Source organism: Methanoregula formicica SMSP (genome assembly GCF_000327485.1).
Lineage (GTDB): Archaea > Halobacteriota > Methanomicrobia > Methanomicrobiales > Methanospirillaceae > Methanoregula > Methanoregula formicica.
On sequence record NC_019943.1, the window covers coordinates 2666145 to 2686874 of the forward strand.

A 20730-nucleotide genomic window follows, 5' to 3' on the forward strand; every position below is an offset into this window, starting at 1 on the left:
TCCGGCAGATGCAACTGGAAATTTGTTCACGGTCTATCAATATATGTGGATCGGAACGAGAAGAGAATGTTGATATAGATTTATCCAATATTTCTTGATCATCGTCCTCGTATGGATGACACCATTAGGCGAGTGAATGGCACTTTTCATAATCAGCCCTGAATTGTATGCATGGGTGATTCTGCCCCTGCTGATCTTTCTGGCCCGCGTCTGTGATGTTACGATGGAGACGGTACGCATCGTTTTCATTTCAAAAGGGATCCGTCTCCTTGCCACAGTGATCGCGTTCTTCGAGATCGTGATCTGGCTGCTGGCGGCCGGGGTTGTGATGAACGATCTTGCCAATATCGCAAACTTCCTCGCGTTCGCGCTGGGGTTTGCGATGGGGACCTACGTCGGGCTCGTTGTTGAAGAACGGTTATCCCTCGGCATGGTTATCCTCCGGATTGTCACAGCCGATGAATCCCGCGATGCAATCGTATCCTCTCTCCAGTCTGAGAACCATGGAGTGACCTGTATCGAAGCCGAGGGCTCCCGGGGATCCGTGACGATGATCCTCTCGCTCGTCCAGCGGTCGGAGATCTCCCGTATCACGGGCCGCATCGACCGGATCAATCCGAAGGCGTTCTTCTCTATCGAGGATGTGCGGTACGTGAACGAAGGGGTGTTCCGGCCCCGGGACTTTCGGTCCTTTTTGGGAATGGTGCACACCCTTGCCGGCCAGGGCCGGAAGAAATAATAACGGACGTGCAATTGACTAAAGAAGGCCGGGCATATCGCGATCTGCAGCCATAAAACTGATGGTATGATCTCATACCAGCCGGTTTTCAGGCCGCTTTAAAAAAACAGTTCCGGGTATACGGATGCAAAAAACCATCAGGAAAACGCCTGCGATGCCAGGTTCGCAGGAAAGACCGGGACACCGGAGGATGAGACCGCCATAACCGGCATTCCGGGTGAAAAGTGTACCGGGAGAAAGGGGAGATTATTCCAATCACGTTACCCGATGCGGGATGAACGTGCGTTCCGCCTTTGCAGCAGCTGTACGAACTGCGGGTTTCGCGGACATTCGTACGGGTTGATCCCATGCGCCGGGTCCCATTTCCCCTCCATCGGGTTGAACCGGGCCGGGCACGGTATTTCCTCAACGTGCGGCGAATGGATTCCCGGGACCATCCGTCTTAAGATGTGTTCACAACCCGTGCAGAATACATGAATACTCATCGTCATGACCTGTAGTGCATGTTCGTCGGGCATTACCTGGCAGCGTATCCGGGCAATGGTTATGGAAGCTGAATACTGCCCTTTGCCAGAAGACCGTATTACCAAAAAAGAGGAGGAGGGTTTATGGAATAGCTGAAAATGTAAACGGGACTTGCATTATTTCGATGATGGACTGGAGATCGTTTGAAGTGTAATTATCTTTCAGATTGATCCGGTTTGAGCCATTACACAATAGTATACCCGAACTCATCGCATCACTCCGGATTCGGAGTGGGGCAGACAACAATAAGTAGTTTCGGGGGGGGCGCAGGGGTGCGGTGGTGATGTGGTGCCTGCCGGGACATCCCTCTCAGGCTTTTGAAGGGGCATGGTTCGTGCAGCAGGGCCTGAAACGTCGGTAGGTTTATATGATGGGGGAGACATGTATGTATTATAATAGATTTAAACACCGTACGCTCTGCCAGAGCCGGTGAGATGTTCCCCCTTCGTGGGTGACCGGCCGGCCCCGGAAACCGGATCGCGGGGAGTCACACCTTACAGGGACGGATACACCCGGTATGAACAGCGCAGGATCGATTGCCGGCAGCCTGATGAGAAGCGCGGGCCTACAGCGGCCTGGTACAGGTATACAGAAAGGAGGGGCCCCATGGAATCTTCACACAAAAACCCGGATCTGGAACGGGATCCGGAGCAGCCCCGGCAAAGACCGGCTTTTTCGGAAGTGAAACGGCCGGTCCCGGGGAGGGATTATTATACCGTGAACCAGGTTTTCTGGGGGCTCGTGATGCTCCTGATCCTCTGGTGCGTTGTCGTATGGATACTGGGATTGCCATCTGAATAACGGTACCGGTTCACATTGTTGCGGCCCTCCCGGAATTACGGGATTGAACGGGAATACCAGGCTCCTGAAATGAACGCAGGAGGAGGATACTATGAGTAATCAGAAAATGGAGAAGATCTACATCGCCATTCAGGACATCCGGACGCTTGCACTCCGGACCCGGCCGAGTTGCGACGATGCCCGCGATTGTTCCCGGTGTCCGGCAATCGTTGCCCTGCCGGACAGGCCGGGCATCGCCTGCCTTTTCGACATCGTCCAGCGCAAGGGGGAGATTGTGAAACGATCCGTGAGGAAGATCCCCTGCGGTGTCTGCCGGAAGCCGATGTTCCCGATTGCGTCAGGACAAAGCGGGGAAGAACGCTGGGGATGCCGGACGCCGGGGTGTTCAATCCATGAATATGCACGCGGAAAATTTCATTATCTATTGCAATAGATACAAAAAAGCATGAAACGTACACCTGATGAGATGGAGGAAGAGATTATCACACTATACCGGGGGGGAATGAGCCCTTACCAGATTGAGCGGTATTTCGAAGGGAAGATCACTCATGGCGGTGCGAGGAACGTCATTCTCCGTGCAGGCATCCCGACCCGGAACCGGTCGGACGTGAAAAAGCGGTACGATCTCGATATGAAAAAAATTGTCCATCTCTATCTTGATGACCAGTGGAGTACCTATCGCATCGGACAGGAGTTCGATGTCCCTCCCTCGGTTATCTGGCACAGGCTGAACCAGGCGGGCATCAGGACCCGGGATATCCGCAATGCAAAAGCAGGTAATACTGATGAAGAAAACAATGCCCATGAGATGGATACGTAAGCCATGCAACCGGTGCGGTCAGCTGCTGCTCATTCACGATGACACCGTCTGGAAGGATAACAAAACCTACCACTATCACTGCTGGATAAAGGAGAACGAGAGTAATTCACGGAAAAAAACAGGAATTCCCGGAATGCGGGGCAGCCCCGGCCGGTAGCCGGTATTCTTGTGGTCCGCATATTTTTGATCCTGCCGGCAGACACCAGAACCGGGGGATACCTGATATCCCAAAAGAAGGACCGGCTGCCCCGCCGGCCCTTTTATTATTCCGGGCGGCCCGGCTCCATAATCCATCCGGAAGAAGACTGGGGACAGCACTCCGGTGCCAAAAGAGGCCTGTCCATAAACGGAGGTACCTTGCGTGTGGAAAAGACTGGTTTTTCTCATAAAGAAGGTCTTCTATCGCTTGCTATTCCGCGATAAACCGGCATTCGATCTGCTCCATGACGACCTGTAACTCTTCACCGGCGCATTGCCGGTTTGCCGGAATGCCCCTTTTGGGGCTCACGTCTGGATCCGCTCACGGTATGAGGGGGGCACAATACCGGAGGGCAGGGTCGCAAAGGACTGCCGGCACAATGCCCCAAAAAATTTCCAAACCCGTTAGCCAGACAGGATCGTGCGGCCCGGGAAATACAGCGCGGGAGGCTCCTGCACGCAGGGACAACAGGCCGGTACTCCACAAAACACACATACTCACGGACGGATACGCTACCGTACGTGAGTTGCGGTCACAGGTTATGGATGCATAATGGACCTTGTCTTACCCTTAATCATCCTTGTTGCCCGGATTGTCGAGACAACCATGGAGACGATCCGGCTCGTGTACGTAACGAAAGGCCACAAGTATCTCGCGTCGGGAATCGGGACGCTGAAGATCGGCATATGGGTGCTCTCCACCGGGCTTGTCCTGACGAACCTTGACAATATTCCCGGTATTGTCGCCTACATGCTGGGATATGGTGTCGGGACACTCCTTGGCATGACCATCGAATCGTGGATCGGCCTTGGCACGGTCATCATCAGGATCTTCTGCACAAAAGATCCGGAACCGCTCATCCGGCATCTGGGGGATCTCGGGTACGGGACTACCCGCATTAATGGCGCCGGCCAGTTCGTCTCGTCCGTCGCGGTCCTGCTGAGTATGGTGCCAAGAAAAGAGACGGGACGCCTGCTTGAAGTCTTAAAGACGAAGTATCCCGATGCGCATTTCACCATCGAGGATGTCTCAACGATGAGTGAGCGGGAGATCTATTTCGGCACGCGGAACCGCAGGGGCATTCTGGGTTTCACCGGATACAGTTGACGAATCACTTACAACCGGGATGATCCGGTGCTCAGGAACCATCAATGGTAATAATCTGCACCGGGCAGAGATCCGCAGCATCCTGTGCGCATGCTTCAAGATCTGACAGGGGCGTCCCTGTCCCGGGATTCCCGCCCAAACGGTATTTTTCAACAACCTGGCTGAACGTGTCATCCGGGTTCTGTTCAAAGAAGCCCGGGCAGGCATCCCGGCAGGAATCGCAGCTGACACTGGTTGAACGATAGATGCTCACTCTGATGAAACGGACTCCCCAAAAAGGATTAGTGGTGCCCGCACCCGGCTTTTTCGCTGTGCTGCTCCCCGTGGCCTGCGGTGCTTGTCACATTCACGTACAGGTGATGGGAATACACGACCCAGCCGATGAAGGCTTCTATTGAACTCCCTGCCGGCAGCAACATCGTTCACGTCATACTACTCCTTTTCCATGACATGATGGAAGCGGTGGGTAAGATCGTCCTCAACGGTTTTCAGGATAAAATCGATCGTTTCTTTGGGAGCGCCGGTCTCGATTGCTTTCTCAGCTCTTGGCACGACCGGGCCCTCGCTCAGGCCGGCAGGTTTCATCCCGGCGGTCGGTGAACGGTTCAGGGACAGGACGTTCCCGGCGAAGATCAAGATCGGGTCTCGGGCTGCCCCCGCTGCTGCGGCGAGAGCCATACCCGGGACATCGGCATCATGGGGACGAACAAGAGATGGACGATCCTCTTCGGGGGCAATGCCGGGACGCGGCCACGGTTCGCAGACATCATCGCCCGCAACCTGTCGGCAGCGGATGCGCTTGACTGCGCTGAGAGGCTTGCCGAATTTTACCGGATCCATGCAAAATCCCATGAGAGGACCGCCCGGTTCATGGAGCGTGTCGGAATGGAAACGATCCGATCCGCGCTCTTATCGCTCCTGCCGTATGTACCAGTTAAACAGATATAATGAGATGAAAATTACTGAAGTAGCACAATTGGAATCAGTGAAAAATCCGCACAATGTCGATGTACGGAAAGTATTCGAAGCCCCTGATACCTCAGCCGTGGTCATCACGCTGAAGCCCGGTGAATCGCTCAAGAAGCACGTCACACCGGTCGCTGTCTTTTTCTACGTGCTTGAGGGAACGGGTGTCGTTGAAACCGGTGAGGAGCGGCAGAGCGTTGGCAGGGACTCTGTTGTGGAGAGTCCCGCGATGATTGCACACACCTGGAAGAACGAGAGTAATGCTGTGGTTCGTATCCTCGTCGTGAAGATCCTTACCACAGGAAAAGGAAAAGACACCAGACTCCGGTAACTTTTTTTAGGCGAGGCGGTCGCGGAGCAATGCTTTGCACGGTGCAGTTGTTCTTTACGGAATGTACGAGGAAATGCCGGTCCTCCTGTCCAGTCCATGCCCGGGTTGGTAAACCTGCGCGAAAGAGAGTGCCACGGATTGTAAAAAAAGGAATTAGGCCGGGATTCAGGCCATTCACGCAAAATTCCTGACCTTCCCGATCATCTCTATTCGTGCCTTCAGCTCGCCCTGCTTCTCCCTGCTGATGGCGTCAAGGATATTCTTGAAAGGCACTTTCAGGGTCCAGATCTTTATCGGGCGCCCCTTATTGGGGGTAACGGATTCCCGGTTCTCGATCCAGCCTTTCCTTTCAAGGTACTTCACCGCAACACTCACTTCGGGCTGGCGGAGGTCTGCCCCGTGTTCGATGTCATAGCTTGTGGCCGTCTTCAGTCTTGCAAAAAGCACGAGCGTCTTTGCGATGGTCTGCTTTGTTCCGATCCTGACAAGGAGGTTGATGAATTCCTCCTCCTTGTCCGTAAACAGGTGGATTGTTTTTTCGATCATGATTCATTTCCTTTTGGATTGATTCATCCTGTTATTATTATACCATTAAATGCATTTTGGTTAGGGGGGCGAATGAGTCCCGAATTCAGGACGGAAAACTATTCGTAATGAAAAATATATTCCGGCAAGCCGGGCGCATTTCGCTTCGTAACGGCATGAAGCATGTAACCCGGAAGATAGATCAACAAACCAATCCTATCGTCCGAATATTTAATAAAAAATATCGAAGAATTTTGCAATCACGTGCATAACCGCGCCCCCTCCGGGGTGCGTGTGTGCAGTGAGAGGGCAGCCGGAAATGATAGAGGTGACAGAAGGAATGCCATCTCCCGGATGATTCCATGCTCGTTCCCGTCTGGGAACGGCCGGATACTCCCGGATTGTAGGGTTAACGGGAGTATTTCGGAATCATCTCACGGGGATTGTGTGACTTCGCGGTAACGAACGAAGAACAGCAACCACACCTGTGAGGTGATAGGATGGTATCGAAAAATTACAAACCCTGTACAGATCCTGCAAAGACTACTCCGTATCTCGTGGAGCGCCGTACCGGCCTCCGCGGTCAGCACATCGGGGCAGCCCCCGCTCCCCGGGGGTCGATGCGGAGACAGACCCTGGCTCTTTTAAACGAACGCGATCCCGAGATCCCGTACGTGAAATTCGAGAATGCCTTACGGGACCTTGTCTGTTCCTTCATGGAACGGCAGGACCGGATGAACGGGGAACTCCTGCGGAGGATGATCGATCTCCAGTACCGCATGGAAGATATCGAAGCGGATCTTCCCGTGGTGAACCGGAAAGAACACGCCAATGACGCGGGGGCCCCGCAATGACCGGATCCGTGGGGGAACTGCCACATCCCGGTGTCCATCTCGTACATGACGACAGATGGTCCGGAGAGATACCCGGCCGGCTCCGGAACAAGCTGGCCGGCTTCGAGCGGACAATCGGAAAATTCCGGCAGCGGCGGTGGGCGTGATGGCCCGCATACGCTTAAACGAAGAGACCGGGATCCCGCTCTTCCTCATTCCCGATAAAATAAAAGGGAAGATCAAAAAGATGGGCGACCGGATCTACCGGATCAGCGTGAAGCGGACGGAGCACCACCACTACAGCGTCTCGATCCGGACAAAGACCCTGCCCCGCGAGCTGATGCCCGCTCTTGGGATGCCGGCCCGGGTGCAGAATTCCAGAAACCCGGACAAAAGAGTGGTTACAGGAGGGGCGTTCCCGTGACACGCGGCCCTCCACCGGGAAAAGGATTGAAGGAGGCAAAGCAGATCGCCAGCCGTCTTGGGGAAACCTGCGAGAACTCGAAAGGCCGCGGTACGCTCTATGACTTTTCTATCCACCTGAGTTCGTTCACGATCGCCGTCCGCGTGAGGGGGACAAAGCTGATCGCCATCACGGCAGAGGACCTCGTTGCGGCCTACCCGCGGGACATTGCCCGGATCCGCCGGGTCCCGGCAACGCCGGTCTTCATCCGTGAGATCTGGGTCCGGACTTCTGCGGGAACATGGCAGTATTTCCTGATCCTGCGCGACCGGATCGTGGAGATCCCATCCGAACTGCCTCCTCCGGAACCAGGGAAAAGCCGCCTCCGGGGCAATGCGCCCGGGCCGGATCCGAAGGCACTCCCCGGCATTGTTCCGGCAGCAGAGCACACGTACACCTGCCCGTTCCTGGGACCGCCAAAATAACCCTCTTTTTTTGAGGGTCGCAAGACCCAAGCAATGAGATAATTCGCCAGAATCATCGAGTTGGTGAAGGTCGAAAACCTGAACCAGCGATTGTTTACAAAAGGAATCTCCACCAGCGGTCGACAGGCTGGCGTTTTGGTTCCCCGAATATCCCCATTGTCGGAGAGCGTCGTAGTTGAGGCTGTTATTCGGGTCGGACCCCAGAAATCTGAAATCCTCGTAAATCGCCCCGTTTTCGAATCAGAGGCTATTTTGGAAAACCGGTTTCCGGAGGATCGCACTTTTTGGCGAATTAACGTACAGTTATTTTGAACAGAGCGATTTTCGGGGGGATTTACCCCTACAGGGACGGATAATGCCCGGGAAAAATGCCAGTATAGGAACTCCCGGTTTGAGGATCTGATTACGATCCATGGACTGGAGTGTGCGAGAGACCGGGTGGGGACCCCCCTTGTGCATTCAACGGGGATCTTGGAGCCAAATCTGTGTTTGGACTTGGTTGCCGTGATCCGGAGAGTATCCCGGCTTTTTTCGTTTCACCAGGTACTGATATTTCGGTGGATCGGAAGGATTCCGTCGTTCCATCAACTCAATGCGGAGAACGATACACGGGCACTGGCCAAACGGCCCGTCATGGATCCGGCGCAAAAATCCCGAAACGGTGTTGCACTGATACCGTGTCAGGCCATAGCGGTCGCGCGTTCCTGCACCGTCACCCACCGCTCGTCAGAGCCGTCTGCCTGCATGAACTGCTCCAGCAGTTCCGGGATGCCGTTGTATTTTCTCATGGCTCCTGAAAATAGAATGGCAGGCCGGGCCTATGCCTTCGGTGCATCGATCTCCCGGACCAGCCGTTCCATCACGGCATCCACGGCCTTCCACGTGAGGGAGTCCGCGTGCCGCAGGATGTAGGGGCGCCCGTCGTCGCCGGCTTTCACCATCTCGGGGTCCAGCGGGATTGCCCCGAGGAACGGGACGCCGAGGTCCTCTGCTGCCTTCTTCCCGCCACCGGTACTGAACAGGTCGACAACCCCGCCGCAGTGGGGGCAGACCATCCCGCTCATGTTCTCGATGACACCGAGTACCGGCAGGTCCAGTTTCTCGATGAACTTCGCCGCCCGCATGGCATCCATGACCGCGACTTCCTGCGGGGTTGTCACGATCACGGCGCCGCGGACATTGGGGGCGAGCTGCGCGATCGTAAGCGCCTCGTCGCCCGTACCGGGCGGTAGGTCGACCACGAGATAGTCAAGCGCCCCCCAGTGCACTTCCGCAAGGAACTGCTGGATCGCGGTCATCTTCATCGGGCCGCGCCAGACAACTGGCGTGCTCGTGTCCGGCAGCAGGAACGCCATCGAGAGGGCCGAGAGGTTGCCGGTCACGTGGACGGGTTCAATCGTATTGGCGGTGACCGCAGGCCGCTGGTCCTCGATGCCCAGCATCTTGGGGATGTTGGGCCCGTGGAAGTCAAGGTCGAGGATGCCGGTCTTCTTCCCGTGGTTTGCGAGCGCGAACGCGAGGTTGACGGAGACGGTGGACTTGCCCACCCCGCCTTTCCCGCTCAGCACGAGGATGACGTGCTTTACGTCGATCTTTGCTTTCGGGGGCAGTCCCTTGGGTGCGCCGGCAGTCTTCTTTGACGGGCAGGTATCGCAGTTATCGGTGCAGTTCTCATCGCAGGTATCGGGATTTTTTCGTGTCTCTTGTGTCATAGTCTCATCTCAGGGAAAATTTCAAAAAAACAGGGGGGTTATTCGTGATCAGTCTGCCTTCTCTTCGTCAGTCACCTGGGCCAGGACCTGCTCCGTGGGGCCGATGGAGAGGATCTTCCCGCCCCGCATCAGGGCAAGCCGGTCGCAGATGTCGCGGACAAAGTCCATGTCGTGCGAGACCACGATGAAGGTCTCGTCCATCTCGTCGCGGGCATGCAGGATCGAGTGCTTCACGTCCTGCTTCGTGATCGGATCCATGGTCCCGGTCGGCTCGTCGAGGATCACGAGCCGGGGCTCGCGGATCAGCACCTGGGCGAGCGCCACCCGGTGCCGCTCCCCGTCCGAGAGTTCGCCGGGCATCCGGTTCAGGATGGCCTTTGCCTTCTCTTCGGTGAAACCTGCCATCCGGAGCGTGACAACGGCCTTCCTCGCCGCCAGTTCCTTGGGGATCTCGAGGCCGATGGAGTCGGTGAGGTTGTCGAGCACGCTCCGGTGGGGGAAGAGGTCGTATTCCTGGTGGAGGAGGCCGATGTACTCCTTGGCCCTGCCCCGCTGGTCGATACCTGGCTTGGTCATGTCCACCCAGTCGTCTCCTATCAGGACGTTCATCTCGCCTCCCGTGGGCTCGATCACGCCGGAGATGATCCGGGAAAGCGTGGTCTTGCCCGCCCCGCTCTTACCGATGATGCCGAAGATCTCTTTTCTGGCAACATCGAACGTGACACTGTTGACCGCTTTCACCACGCCACGGTCCACGGAGATGTAACGCTTGGTCACGTCCCGGGCCGCAAGGATCTTCTCCCCGACCTCTGCAACGCTGGTCTCTTCGAGTTCATGGTACCCCTTTGCAAAGGATTTGATGACGGAGTCCGGTGACCCGATGGCCGCGATCTCGCCATCGGCGAGCAGGATCGCCCGGTTGGCCATGTCCTCGATCACCTGCGAAAAGTGCGAGGTGACGACCATCCCCATCCGGTTCTTTTTTGCAGCATCGATGAGCATGGAATGGACAAGCTTCGCCGTCTCGGGGTCGAGAGTCCCCGTGGGTTCATCGGCAAAGAGCATGGCCGGGTTCTTGGCCAGCTGCCGGGCAAGGACCACCCGCTGCTTCTCCCCGCCCGAGAGGTCGCGGGCGATGTGCATCATCCGGTGCGAGAGCTTCACCTGGTCGATCAGGTCGGCGGCGCGGTTCACTGCATGCTCCTGCGGGTAACGGATATCGTCGAGCGCGTGGAGCACGTTCTCGATGACCCGGTCGTCGCCGTACAGGGCGAACGTACGCTGGAACATGATGGCGGTCCGGTTCATGACCCGGGACTTCATCCCGTCGCTTTTCTCGTCCCAGAGGTCGACGTCAACCGCGACGAGCTCCCCACCGCACTCGGGACATTTCCCGCCTGCCTGGCTCTGCACGTCCATGAATGCACAGCGGTTGCAGGCTGCCATGTGGTAGACAACCGACCCTTTCGTCGGGGGCTGTTCCACGCCCCGGAGGAGGTGCATCAGCACGCTCTTCCCGGCGCCGCTCCTGCCGATGACCCCGAGGACCTCGCCTTCCGGGATCTCAAAGGAGATGTTGTTCAAGACCCGGGTCTCGTCAAACTCCATGCAGAGATCAGACACGCTGATAAACGGTTGTGGCATGGTCGGTTCTCACTCCCAATGAGGTTCCACAGGTTTCTTTTGCCGGGATACCTGTTCCGGCAGGTCTTCGTTGTGCAGGCATTCCCCGGGATGGGCATGGCAGGGTCCCATCCCCCTCCCGATAACCCGCCCCCGTTTCAGCGGCCCGGTCCCGTCATAGTTCGGCATGATACTTCCTCGTACGGAATTATTACACATATGAGCATAAAGATTTAAGGATTGGGATCAAAGAGGAGTCTTGCGGAACGGGCGCCGGCGTGCATCTCCCGGCTGCCTCACGGGCAGCCGGCATGCCGGGCATTCCCGCCCGCCTGGTTGAAAAAAAAGTTATTCCGGTGAATTATCCCGCGGACACTTCGGGCACCGGCCCTCGGCAGCTTTTGTGCAGCCGGCCATCTGGATTCCTTTGCCGTTCACGAGTGCATCGGCGATCTTCCGGCGCGCCTCGTGAAGGTCGCGCCACGCAGTCTTCCTTGAGACGCCCAGCTTCTCGGCAGCTTCTTCCTGTTCGAGGCCTTCGAGGTCGATGAGCCGGATCAGCTCGATCTCCTCGGGCTGGAGGGTGATGCCTTCCCCCTCCCCCTCGCAGCAACAGGGCTTGTAGCAACGGGACTCGGAGATACCCGCAATCGTCCGCCGGACGCGGGGCCGCCCGCGCCGGGGGCACTCGTTCATTACAGGATTCTCTTCTGCTGCCATACGCTGTTCCTGAATAATACTGGAGCCTGAATAGTATAACAGGTTTACCGGTTTTTTTCTCTCCCTGCAGCACTGCGGGATGACCGGGGGGCAGGCCGGGCCTGCACGAGATACTTTTTGATAATCCGGTAGGGCGGTGCAGTGTCGCGGAACTTCTCCATGCGGGTGACGCGGTACCGGCATGCGTGGAACGGCCCGTGGTGGATCCGCTGGAGGAATCCCGAGATGGCGGGGCCTGCCGATTCGTCCATCCGGAAAAAGGAACGAAATTCCCGGACCGTTACCCAGCACTCTGCTGTTCTGGATGCTTCCATGTACTGCTCCAGCAGCTCAGGGACTTCCGGATGGCGGTGCATGACTGAAAAACTCCAAAAAATCGGGTGAGAGAAGATCTCACTGGCACCGTGGCCCGTGGCCGCAGCGGTGCTGGTTTCCCGAGCCGGCGTTCGGCCCGCAGCAACAGGAGTCGCCGAATTTTTTCTCGGACGTGCATTCATCACGGTGGCTCCGGCTGCCGCCCGGGCGGTGCCGGTGCTGTTCTCCACATGCACAGGTATGCAGGGGGAGGTTGTCATCGTCGTTTTGCCGGGGTGTGGTATGTGTGGTCTCTTCTGGCATGTGTTCACCAACCGTACGCTTGTCGTACGATAATTACTCATATGCGCATAAATGGTTAAAAGCTTGGCATTGTTACAGGAATCCTGAGAAAAAAAAGAGGGGGCCGTAAATCGGTTTATTTTCGAATCGGATGCTGTTTTGGATTGCCTGTTTCTGGCAGGTCGCACTTTTTGGCGAATTAGAGTACAATGAATTGAAAAGGAAAGATTATTGGAGACATTTTCCCCTACAGAGGCAGGAATAGCCCCGGAAAAATGTCAGTATAGGACCTCCCGGTTCAACGATCGGACTGCAAGCCGGAGATCGGTGAACAGGGAAGACCGGGGAGGCGTCTTTCCGGCACCCCACCCATCACCCGCTCCCCTCACCACCCACAAGGCGTTCTCCTTTCGGGGTCAGGATGAAGATGACCGGGGCCGGCAGGTCCCGGATCCTCCTGCAACCGGAACAGTAGTGCCCGCAGCTGCACGCGTTCCCGCCCGGTGCCGCATCCTCGTTCCTGCGGGCGAGATATCCCTGCCGTTCCATGAGCCGGAGCCGGTTCTCCAGCTGTTCCCGGGAAAGCCCGAGTCGCTCCGCACACTCCGCAAGCGTTGCGTTCCCGCTGCCCACCATCCGGGCGATTGTCGCGGTGACACCGGCCATGATCATGCCCCCACCAGGTCATGCATGAATACCCGGCCCCAGGTGAAGAGCGCAAGGGATGGCACAAGGGCGAGCCAGAACATCGGGACAAGGAGCCCGGCCGGGCTCCAGGGCTCCCCGTCACCGAAGACAAGCATCTCAATCCCCCGGGCCAGGCCGGCGACCAGTGCCACGATACCGAAAAGCGCGGCAAGGGCCATTCCCATGCACAGGAACGCGTACCCGTCCCCCGAGGCCGCTGCCAGTTTCTGCCAGGCAAAGAGAAAGACGGTACCAACAATGCAGAGGACGAACCCGCCGGCCGGGTCGGTCGGGATCATCCACGGTAACGTAATCTCAGCAGCCCCGGGCAGGAGCGCCGATAGTATCATCGTGAGGCCGAACGCGGTGTACAGGATGCCAAAGAGCCCGGCAAACAGGAGTTTTGAAAACGTGGTCATGTCAGATCCCCCCGGCGATAACCGTGCCGGCCCGGGTTATGAGGAATGCAACGAGATAGGCAACAACAAGCCCATAGATGACCGAGAAGCCCGTCCACTTCCAGGATCCGGTCTCCTTTTTTATCACCGCAAGCGCGGCAAGGCAGGGCAGGTAGATGAGGACGAACGCCATGAGGGCGAATGCCGTGACCGGTGAGAGCGCGGGGTCGGCGAGCAGGGCCGCCGGGAGCGATCCCTCTCCCGCGCCGTACAGGACGCCGAGGGACCCGACAACGACTTCTTTAGCCACGAAGCCGAAGAGGAGCGCCACAGCAATTTTCCAGTCAAACCCGAGCGGGGCAACGAGCGGTTGGAGCAGGTGCCCCAGCATCCCGGCGTAACTCTCCGCGCTGCCGTATTCGGCACCGGCCGGGAAGGAGGCAAGGGACCAGACGACCAGTGCACCGATCAGGATTACACCGGTTGCCTTGCGGAGGTACATCTGCCCCCGGTCCCACATGTGACGGAGGGACACCCGTGCGGTCGGGATTCGGTAGGGGGGCATCTCCATCAGGAACGCTGCGGGTTTCCCGGGGAGGATACTTCTCCTCATGAGCCAGGCCGAGCCGATGGCAAGCGCGATCCCGAGCACGTACAGGGCAAAGACCACGGTGCCCGCGTTCTGCGGAAAGAAGATCCCGGCAAAGAGGACATAGACCGGCAGGCGTGCCCCGCAGGACATGAAAGGGGTGATCAGGATCGTGATCAGCCGGTCGTTGCTGTCCTCGATGGTCCGGGTCGCCATGATGGCCGGGACATTGCAGCCAAACCCGATCAGCATCGGGATGAAGGACTTCCCCGGCAGGCCGATGGCATACATCAGCCGGTCCATGACGAACGCGGCCCGGGCAAGATACCCGCTGTCCTCCAGGAGCGAGAGGAGGAGGAGGAGGATAAAGATGTTCGGGATGAAGATGAGGACGGCCCCAAGGCCCCCGATGATACCGTCTCCCAGGAGCAAACCGAGCCATGCGGGCTGCACCCCCGAGCTTACGGCCGCAGCCGCATACGCTACTCCCGCATCGATGGCAGCGGCGAACGGCGATGCCGCAGCAAAGGTCAGCTCGAATGCTCCCCACATCAGGGCAAGGAAGATCGGGATGCCGAGCCAGCGGTTCGTGACCACGCGGTCGATGTGGTCTGACGCGTTCAGCGTCCGGACGCAGGTGGTGCATACCTGCGGCAGGAGGGCCGCGATGACCTCGTAGCGGCGGTCGGCCATGGCAGCCTCGGTCTCTTCCGCGCCGGTCTTTGCAAGTTCAGAAGCGATCGCATCGCGGACCGGGCTCTCCGCAACCCGGGCACGGGCGTTCTCATCGCCTTCGAGGAGGCGGATGGCAAGCCAGCGGGGCGGGTACCGCGAGGCAAGGGCCGCATCGCGGCTGATCGCCGGGACCAGGAGGGCAATCTTTTCCTCGATCTCATCCCCGTATCCGATGGCGTGCTCATGGTGGGGCGAAGTCGCTGCCTCGCTGACCGCAGCACGGAGGAGTTCGTCGAGGCCTTCCCCGCTGCTGCCGATGGTCCGCACCGCAGGGATCTCGAAGTATTTTTTGATCAGGGTGCGGTTGATGGCAACCCCGTTCTTCTCCGCTTCATCGGACATGTTGAGAGCGATGACGAGCGGTACGTTAAGTTCCATGAGCTGGGTGGTGAGGTACAGGTTCCGTTCGAAATTGGTGGCATCGATCACCTGGATGACCGCATCGGGTTTTTCGTCGATGATATAGTCCCGGGCAACCACCTCGTCCACCGAATATGCCGTGAGGCTGTACGTGCCCGGCAGGTCGACAACCTCGATTTCATCTGCTCCAAGGCGGGCAACGCCGCTCTTCTTCTCAACGGTAACACCCGGCCAGTTGCCGATATGCTGGTTCGACCCGGTCAGGGCGTTGAAGATCGTGCTCTTGCCAACGTTCGGGTTGCCGGCAAGGGCGATCCGGAGGCGGTCTTTCATGCCGCACCTCCCGGGGCGCTGATGCCGACATGGATCTTCATTGCCATCCCTTTCGAGAGAGCGTAACGCGAGCCAGCGACCGATACGATCAGGGATCCCCGGTCTGCACAGACTACCGTAATGCGGCTTTTCGGGCAGATGCCCATGGCAGAGAGCCGGTTAAGCATGCCGTGTCCTGCCCGGACATCCGTGACAACCGCTTCTGTTCCCGGAGTCAGGAACGAGAGTGGCATGCGCTGCATCGTCAGGTTCCCTCATATGAAACTGTGATCAGCCGGGCGTCTTCCTTCCGGAGCGAGATGCAGTATCCCTTGATCCGGTACTCGACCGGGTCGCCCAGCGGTGCGGCACGGACGGACTCGATCGGTGCGCCGGGAACGAACCCGAGCGCAAACAGCCTCCTCCGGACCGGCCCGCCTGCCAATACCGCTACGACCCGACAGGTCCCGGGAGGAAGGACCTGGTCGAGCGTGGTCAGGTATTCCCCGGAACGCGGGACAGTACGTGAATTTTGTGAACAATCCATGGGAACAAAGAGCATGTTTGGTCGTGATAACAGGCGGCCGAACCCTGTTCGGCTTGCCTTACGAGCGCCGAAAAACATTAGGATTATTCTGTTTTTCCTAAAACGGTCATGGATAATTGAATTTAGGAACTCCTAAATTTTTATATCCCCGGACAGCCAAGATCGATCATGCATGCGCTCAGCAGGAAAGCGGAAGACTACCTGGAAGCCATTCTCAATGTCTCCTTTGAGAAGGGCTATGCCCGCACCAAGGACATTGCCCGCGAGCTCTGCATCCAGCCGCCCACGGTCGTGGAGATGGTCCAGAAACTCGACCGGATGGGGATGATCACGTACCGGAAGTACGATGGCGTGACGCTCACACCGGAAGGGAGGAAGATTGCAGAGGTCATAAGGGACCGCCACGTGACGCTCAAGAGTTTCCTCGACCTCTTCCTTGTTCCGGATTCGATCGCAACAAAGGATGCCTGTATGATGGAGCACGAGCTCTCACCCGAGACCCTTGCGCAGATCCGGATGTTCCTTTCCTATCTCAAAGACGATCCCCGGGCAGCGGATGCCATGAAAACATTTGCAGGTTTCATGGCTGTGAAGAAGGCAAAGCCCGCATCATTGAATTCTTAACACTACCCGTTTCTTCATGTGGTTACCGCCACCGCAATTGCCCTCCTGCGCTTGTGGGTACGGCACCCATGCAGGGGAAACCCTGTGATGAACGGGATTGCCCGTTTTTCTAAAAAAAAGGAACAAGGTGTTTTTGTCGAAAGTCTGCCGGCAGGAACGCCTGTCATCGGCTGCCGGGGGAGATGAGTGGATCGCGTGTGCGAAATGCCGGTGTGTGGTCCGGGGCGTATGGAGTGGTGAGTTTGTGCGTGACATTCTTCACTGGCATGGCAGGGGATTTCCCGGCTCACCTCCCGTGCGGCTCGTTCCTCTGTTGTATGATTCATACCATCCGGTGCTGCCCGGTGCAGTGCGGTTGTTGGGTGCAGCGGACGCCAGGTTCCGGATCGAACTGATCGACCCGAAGGGCTCGTTTGCAAGTATATCCATGGTGTTTCTCCTGTGCAGATCGCATTCCCTGTGGCTGGAAGCGTCTGCCAAACAATAATCTCCTGTTAGGTCGTGATCAAGAGATGCCGAAGGATGTGAGGATCGGGTGACGGAACCAAATATGCCATATCCATTCCCGGGACCGCTGAAATTACCACCTTTTTTGCTTCCGGACAGACCAGCCCGGAGAATATGAAAATCGTTTAATCGCTCTGTTTTCGAATCAGAGCCCATTTTGGAGAACCGGTTTTCGGCAGGTCGCACTTTTTGGCGAATCAGAGTACAGCGAATTGAAACGGAATAATTATTGGAGATATTTCCCCCTACAGGATTAGAGACTGCCCCGGAAAACTGTCAGTATAGGACCTCCCGGTTTGAGGATCGGTCTGCGATCCAGGGATCGGAGTATGCATTGAACCGGGTAGAGGGGGTGGATCCGAAGATCCATCCTCACTGCAGCCCGATCATGTACCCGTAGTGCGAGTACACGTCCCTGACCAGCTCCATCGCCTTCGGGTTGCCCCAGTCGTGCATCCACTCCGAGACCAGCGATTCGGTCGTGATGGGGATGACGCCGGCCTGGAGCATCCGCTTGATCCCGCACTTGTGCGCATCGGGCGTTGAATCGCCTCCCGCATCCATCAGGCCGTACACCTCGTACCCGTCGCGGACAGCGTGGAGCGCAGTGTAACAGAAGCACATGCTGGTCCAGAGCCCGGAGACCACGACTTTCTTCCGGCCGGTCTTCTTGAACGCAGCATAGGTCTTCTCGTCCTCGAACGCGTCGAAGCTCGGCACTTTCCTTGCGATCGCTTCCTCTTTGGGGAAGAGCTTCTGGATATCGCTGATGAACTTCCCGTTGTGGTCCGGGTTGATGGTCGAGAGCACGACCGGGACCCCGAGGATGCTTGCGGCCTTCGCGGAGCAGTACGCGGCGTTCCGGATGATCGTCTTGTCGCCCGAACCGACCCCCGAGAACATCGTGGGCTGGTAGTCCACGAGCACGAGCGCACTGTTCTTGTCCGTGAGCAGTTCCAGGTTTCCGTCTTTTGCAGCTGGCATGGTCTTTCACCTTCGTACAGATACACGGCATATCCCCGGCTGCTTCAATAACCGTTTGGATAGTGCCAATGGTTACATCGGAGAAAGATACCGCCGGATCGTGCCGGTACGCGGGCGAAAAAGGAGAGAAGGGAATTTTATTCTGCCGTGATCCGGTCGTAGAAGAACGCAGCGAGCAGGGCACCGGCAACCGGGCCGATGATGTAGATCGGGAAGAAACCCCAGAGGTTCGAGCCGCCGAGCAGGAAGTCCATGAGGTACGGCCCGAAGGTCCGGGCCGGGTTGAGCGAGGCTCCGGCAATGTTGCCGGTCGAGGTGATCATCGCGGTCACGGACAGGCCGATGACGAGTCCGGCAAACCCCGCCGGGGCCTTCTTGTCCACGGCCGTGCCCATGATCGCAAGCATCAGGACAAAGGTCGCGATTGCCTCGACCAAGATCGCCTGCCCGTACCCGATGCCGGGGAAGGGAGCGGTAGCCCCGAGGCCGCCGATGGTGACTGCGTCCATCCCCACGGTCAGGAAGAAGAGAAGGCTTCCCACAGCAGCGCCGATGAGCTGGGCGATGATATAGGCAACGGCATCCCCGGCCGGGAAGCGCTTCGTTGCCCAGAGGGCGATGGTCACCGCAGGGTTGATGTGGGCCCCGGAGACCCGGCCGAGGGCGTAGATGACCACGGCGATCACGATACCGAACGTCAGGCCGATCGCAAACCAGTCGCCGAGCCCCCCGAGCTGCCCGATCCCGATATTGAACGGGGTTGCGGGTTTCGTCCCGTTTGCGATCATCAGCGTGATCGCAGCGGCACCGGCACCGAAATAGACGAGGAGCGCCGTCCCGACTGCCTCAGCGATACTGCGGTTGGTAAGCGTTGCCACCGCTTATCCCTCCTTCAAGGCCGCACTGCGGTTCGTATGTTTCATGCAGGTCCCCATACCGCAGGCAACGCAGACTGCGACCGCGTCGCTCTCCTTGCCCTCTTTTGCACAGACGTAGCACTTCATGACACACCTCTCCCGGCACGGATCAGACTGCATCCTTCCACTGGCACGAGCAGTGCCGGAAATCCATCAGGGCCGCAGATGCGCAGTCCTTGCAGATCCGTGCAGGAGCCGCTGCAGCCTCTTTGTGAAGTGCGATGATGTTCGTCATTAAGGTTGCTGTCACCGGCTCGCTCGTTAAGAGGCACGGGTAATCGGCAAGCCGCATCATTGCCGAGAACCGGACCGTCATCGCACAGGCCGGGTACGCGTACCGCTGCGGGTTTGCCAGCACCTCGTTCTTCGTGATGGGCGAAAGGTCGACATCGAACCCGCCGGCCTTCGGAACCACCGGGCCGGCATCGGCTGCCTGCATCCTCCGGGCCTTGTCCACCATCTTCCAGCCCCGGTAGATCATGTCCATGAAATCGCAGTTGTGGAGCTCGATGGCCGCTCCCCGCTTCGGGTAGAGCTGGACGTAGTTGTGGTAGCGCTTGGTCAGCATGTCCACGACCATGATAGCGTTGAACCCGTCGAGTTCGAGGATATACTCCGCGGCGCTGGCCGAGGCGCCGGTGGCGACCGAGAGCACCTCGTGCTCGGTCTTCATCTTCGGCGCCGCTTTCGAAAGCGTCCTGTCCATGACCTCGGTCACGGACTCGATGACCGCCATGATCACGTCGTCCTTGCACATGTTGTACGTGGACTGCGAGATGTGGTGGGCGATATCGCCAACGCAGTAGGCCGGGACCGTCACGATGTTGCCGTAGTGGACGCCCTCGTCGAGCGATGCCTTCACCGCACCCTCCATCTTCTTCCGGTACTCCTTCATGTACTTCCGGCAGTCGAATGAGGACTGGCCCACGCCGTCCATCAGCTTCGCCTGCGCATCGACCGGCGTGTCGTAGATGGACTGGACCATTGCTACCTCCTGCTTCACCGCATCGGCAAGGGTCGCCCCGCCTTCAAGGGCATGGGCAAAGACATCGCCAATGCCGTACGAGGTGTTCATGGCCCACGATTTCGCGGCGAGGATCGTCTGCTTGTGGGCAACGGGGATGTCCACGGTCTTTAAGATCTGGTTGACGATGTTGCTGCTGCTGCCCGGAATCAGGGCGAAGTCCACGACGCAGGTCGGGCCGTAGAACCCGGCATAGCGCCGGGCCGACTCCTTCCCGATCAGGGCCTCGGCCTTCCCGACCGCTTTGATGAATGCGTCCACGCTCCTTCGGAACTTCGGATCCGCATCGTAGAGCATCTCCATGATGACCGGGGTCTGGTAATGTTCGACGAACGGGTCGTCCTCGGGCCGGATGGTGGTGGTCAGGCCCTTTAAGATCGCGTAGTGGGCGTTGACCGAGTCGGTATGCAGCGCAAAGACCGCCTTGCACTGGCTCCCGGCGGCTTTCATGCCCTTGACGGCATCGACATAGGCTTTCGTGTCGTCGATGACGAACTTCTGCCCGCGCTTCTTCTTGACCTGGTTCACGTCGGCGTGCTGGGCAGCCATTGCCTCCTTGATCATTTTTCTGATGATTTCCTGTTCCATAATGACCTCCTGGTAACTCCGTATACCGGACTACTGCGTGGTATCGCCGATAGCAGGGATAAAGTATCGTTC

General features: G+C 57.9%; 32 protein-coding genes. 12 read left to right on the forward strand and 20 right to left on the reverse strand.

The genetic code is table 11. The features are described 5' to 3' along the window. The first annotated feature begins 136 nt into the window (after positions 1-136). From METFOR_RS13405 to METFOR_RS13430, 5 genes are all read left to right on the forward strand, one after another. On the forward strand, positions 137-739 hold the full coding sequence (locus tag METFOR_RS13405) for a DUF2179 domain-containing protein (RefSeq protein ID WP_015286696.1): 603 nt from the start codon (positions 137-139) through the stop codon (positions 737-739). 1131 nt (positions 740-1870) lie between these two features. After that, positions 1871-2065: a hypothetical protein gene (locus tag METFOR_RS15455; RefSeq protein ID WP_015286697.1), complete on the forward strand. Its 195-nt coding sequence runs from the start codon at positions 1871-1873 to the stop codon at positions 2063-2065. Between the two features lie 91 nt (positions 2066-2156). After that, a complete protein-coding gene (locus tag METFOR_RS13415) occupies positions 2157-2498 on the forward strand; it encodes a hypothetical protein (RefSeq protein ID WP_015286698.1) in 342 nt (113 codons plus the stop codon). A gap of 12 nt (positions 2499-2510) precedes the next feature. Further along, positions 2511-2885, forward strand: a complete 375-nt coding sequence (locus METFOR_RS13420) for a hypothetical protein (RefSeq protein WP_015286699.1) — start codon at positions 2511-2513, stop codon at positions 2883-2885. A gap of 751 nt (positions 2886-3636) precedes the next feature. Further along, positions 3637-4191: a DUF2179 domain-containing protein gene (locus tag METFOR_RS13430; RefSeq protein ID WP_015286701.1), complete on the forward strand. Its 555-nt coding sequence runs from the start codon at positions 3637-3639 to the stop codon at positions 4189-4191. Positions 4192-4222: 31 nt separating this feature from the next. Here METFOR_RS13430 and METFOR_RS13435 read toward each other — a convergent pair whose 3' ends face one another. Genes METFOR_RS13435 through METFOR_RS16020 form a run of 3 tightly spaced genes read right to left on the reverse strand, consistent with a single transcriptional unit; the run spans position 4223 to position 4869 of the window. Beyond that, a complete protein-coding gene (locus METFOR_RS13435; protein ID WP_015286702.1) occupies positions 4223-4444 on the reverse strand; it encodes a ferredoxin in 222 nt (73 codons plus the stop codon). A 28-nt stretch (positions 4445-4472) separates the two neighbouring features. Then, entirely contained in the window at positions 4473-4610 is a 138-nt protein-coding gene (locus METFOR_RS16015) for a hypothetical protein (protein WP_015286703.1), read from the reverse strand. A gap of 13 nt (positions 4611-4623) precedes the next feature. Then, positions 4624-4869, reverse strand: a complete 246-nt coding sequence (locus METFOR_RS16020) for a DUF6448 family protein (protein WP_052310802.1) — start codon at positions 4867-4869, stop codon at positions 4624-4626. Between the two features lie 18 nt (positions 4870-4887). On the opposite strand from METFOR_RS16020, the gene METFOR_RS13445 reads away from it, so the two are divergent. Beyond that, complete coding sequence (locus METFOR_RS13445) at positions 4888-5139, forward strand: hypothetical protein (protein ID WP_052310803.1); 252 nt, start codon at positions 4888-4890, stop codon at positions 5137-5139. Between the two features lie 4 nt (positions 5140-5143). Next, positions 5144-5488 carry a cupin domain-containing protein gene (locus tag METFOR_RS13450; RefSeq protein WP_048111004.1) on the forward strand — a complete coding sequence of 115 codons (345 nt, stop codon included), beginning with the start codon at positions 5144-5146 and terminating at the stop codon, positions 5486-5488. Positions 5489-5662: 174 nt separating this feature from the next. Here the strand turns inward: METFOR_RS13450 and METFOR_RS13455 are convergent, their stop codons facing one another. Continuing rightward, positions 5663-6034: a transcriptional regulator gene (locus METFOR_RS13455; protein ID WP_015286705.1), complete on the reverse strand. Its 372-nt coding sequence runs from the start codon at positions 6032-6034 to the stop codon at positions 5663-5665. A 479-nt stretch (positions 6035-6513) separates the two neighbouring features. Here METFOR_RS13455 and METFOR_RS13460 point away from each other — a divergent pair, with 479 nt between their 5' ends. Genes METFOR_RS13460 through METFOR_RS13470 form a run of 4 tightly spaced genes read left to right on the forward strand, consistent with a single transcriptional unit; the run spans position 6514 to position 7734 of the window. Then, positions 6514-6867 carry a hypothetical protein gene (locus METFOR_RS13460; RefSeq protein ID WP_015286706.1) on the forward strand — a complete coding sequence of 118 codons (354 nt, stop codon included), beginning with the start codon at positions 6514-6516 and terminating at the stop codon, positions 6865-6867. Continuing rightward, positions 6864-7013: a hypothetical protein gene (locus tag METFOR_RS15685; RefSeq protein WP_015286707.1), complete on the forward strand. Its 150-nt coding sequence runs from the start codon at positions 6864-6866 to the stop codon at positions 7011-7013. Before METFOR_RS13460 ends, METFOR_RS15685 begins: the two co-directional genes overlap by 4 nt. After that, on the forward strand, positions 7013-7270 hold the full coding sequence (locus METFOR_RS13465) for a hypothetical protein (RefSeq protein WP_015286708.1): 258 nt from the start codon (positions 7013-7015) through the stop codon (positions 7268-7270). The genes METFOR_RS15685 and METFOR_RS13465 overlap by 1 nt, the downstream gene beginning before the upstream one ends. Next, the gene (locus METFOR_RS13470) at positions 7267-7734 is read left to right on the forward strand and encodes a hypothetical protein (RefSeq protein WP_015286709.1); all 468 of its coding nucleotides are present in this window, start codon (positions 7267-7269) and stop codon (positions 7732-7734) included. Before METFOR_RS13465 ends, METFOR_RS13470 begins: the two co-directional genes overlap by 4 nt. Positions 7735-8552: 818 nt before the next feature. Here the strand turns inward: METFOR_RS13470 and METFOR_RS13475 are convergent. The 11 genes from METFOR_RS13475 to METFOR_RS13515 all read right to left on the reverse strand — a co-directional run bounded on the left by METFOR_RS13475 (position 8553) and on the right by METFOR_RS13515 (position 16014). After that, on the reverse strand, positions 8553-9446 hold the full coding sequence (locus METFOR_RS13475) for an Mrp/NBP35 family ATP-binding protein (RefSeq protein WP_015286710.1): 894 nt from the start codon (positions 9444-9446) through the stop codon (positions 8553-8555). Between the two features lie 48 nt (positions 9447-9494). Next, positions 9495-11090: a methyl coenzyme M reductase system, component A2 gene (gene atwA / locus METFOR_RS13480; protein ID WP_015286711.1), complete on the reverse strand. Its 1596-nt coding sequence runs from the start codon at positions 11088-11090 to the stop codon at positions 9495-9497. A gap of 9 nt (positions 11091-11099) precedes the next feature. After that, positions 11100-11258: a DUF5320 domain-containing protein gene (locus METFOR_RS15690; RefSeq protein WP_015286712.1), complete on the reverse strand. Its 159-nt coding sequence runs from the start codon at positions 11256-11258 to the stop codon at positions 11100-11102. A gap of 159 nt (positions 11259-11417) precedes the next feature. After that, the gene (locus METFOR_RS13485; RefSeq protein WP_015286713.1) at positions 11418-11789 is read right to left on the reverse strand and encodes a DUF134 domain-containing protein; all 372 of its coding nucleotides are present in this window, start codon (positions 11787-11789) and stop codon (positions 11418-11420) included. Between the two features lie 44 nt (positions 11790-11833). Beyond that, positions 11834-12145: a hypothetical protein gene (locus METFOR_RS15460; RefSeq protein ID WP_015286714.1), complete on the reverse strand. Its 312-nt coding sequence runs from the start codon at positions 12143-12145 to the stop codon at positions 11834-11836. A 37-nt stretch (positions 12146-12182) separates the two neighbouring features. Then, a complete protein-coding gene (locus METFOR_RS15465) occupies positions 12183-12407 on the reverse strand; it encodes a hypothetical protein (protein WP_148277698.1) in 225 nt (74 codons plus the stop codon). A 351-nt stretch (positions 12408-12758) separates the two neighbouring features. After that, positions 12759-13058, reverse strand: coding sequence for a helix-turn-helix domain-containing protein (locus tag METFOR_RS13495; protein WP_048111007.1), 300 nt, complete (start codon positions 13056-13058; stop codon positions 12759-12761). After that, positions 13055-13492 (reverse strand): hypothetical protein, encoded by a 438-nt coding sequence (locus METFOR_RS13500; RefSeq protein ID WP_015286716.1) that lies wholly within the window; start codon positions 13490-13492, stop codon positions 13055-13057. Before METFOR_RS13500 ends, METFOR_RS13495 begins: the two co-directional genes overlap by 4 nt. A gap of 1 nt (position 13493) precedes the next feature. Then, complete coding sequence (feoB, locus tag METFOR_RS13505; protein WP_015286717.1) at positions 13494-15488, reverse strand: ferrous iron transport protein B; 1995 nt, start codon at positions 15486-15488, stop codon at positions 13494-13496. Further along, positions 15485-15730, reverse strand: coding sequence for a FeoA family protein (locus METFOR_RS13510; RefSeq protein ID WP_015286718.1), 246 nt, complete (start codon positions 15728-15730; stop codon positions 15485-15487). The genes feoB and METFOR_RS13510 overlap by 4 nt, the downstream gene beginning before the upstream one ends. 2 nt (positions 15731-15732) lie before the next feature. Beyond that, on the reverse strand, positions 15733-16014 hold the full coding sequence (locus tag METFOR_RS13515; protein ID WP_015286719.1) for a FeoA family protein: 282 nt from the start codon (positions 16012-16014) through the stop codon (positions 15733-15735). Between the two features lie 168 nt (positions 16015-16182). Between METFOR_RS13515 and METFOR_RS13520 the strand changes: the two genes are divergently transcribed. Next, the gene (locus tag METFOR_RS13520; protein WP_015286720.1) at positions 16183-16638 is read left to right on the forward strand and encodes a metal-dependent transcriptional regulator; all 456 of its coding nucleotides are present in this window, start codon (positions 16183-16185) and stop codon (positions 16636-16638) included. A gap of 258 nt (positions 16639-16896) precedes the next feature. Here the strand turns inward: METFOR_RS13520 and METFOR_RS15695 are convergent, their stop codons facing one another. The 5 genes from METFOR_RS15695 to METFOR_RS13540 form a co-directional block, all read right to left on the reverse strand. Next, positions 16897-17067: a hypothetical protein gene (locus METFOR_RS15695; protein WP_015286721.1), complete on the reverse strand. Its 171-nt coding sequence runs from the start codon at positions 17065-17067 to the stop codon at positions 16897-16899. Between the two features lie 450 nt (positions 17068-17517). After that, positions 17518-18129: an isochorismatase family protein gene (locus tag METFOR_RS13525; RefSeq protein WP_015286722.1), complete on the reverse strand. Its 612-nt coding sequence runs from the start codon at positions 18127-18129 to the stop codon at positions 17518-17520. A gap of 137 nt (positions 18130-18266) precedes the next feature. Next, positions 18267-19007 (reverse strand): MIP/aquaporin family protein, encoded by a 741-nt coding sequence (locus tag METFOR_RS13530; protein ID WP_015286723.1) that lies wholly within the window; start codon positions 19005-19007, stop codon positions 18267-18269. Positions 19008-19010: 3 nt separating this feature from the next. Then, the gene (locus METFOR_RS15110) at positions 19011-19133 is read right to left on the reverse strand and encodes a DUF2180 family protein (protein WP_015286724.1); all 123 of its coding nucleotides are present in this window, start codon (positions 19131-19133) and stop codon (positions 19011-19013) included. Positions 19134-19155: 22 nt separating this feature from the next. Further along, positions 19156-20658 (reverse strand): DUF2193 domain-containing protein, encoded by a 1503-nt coding sequence (locus METFOR_RS13540; RefSeq protein WP_015286725.1) that lies wholly within the window; start codon positions 20656-20658, stop codon positions 19156-19158. Positions 20659-20730: the final 72 nt, after the last annotated feature.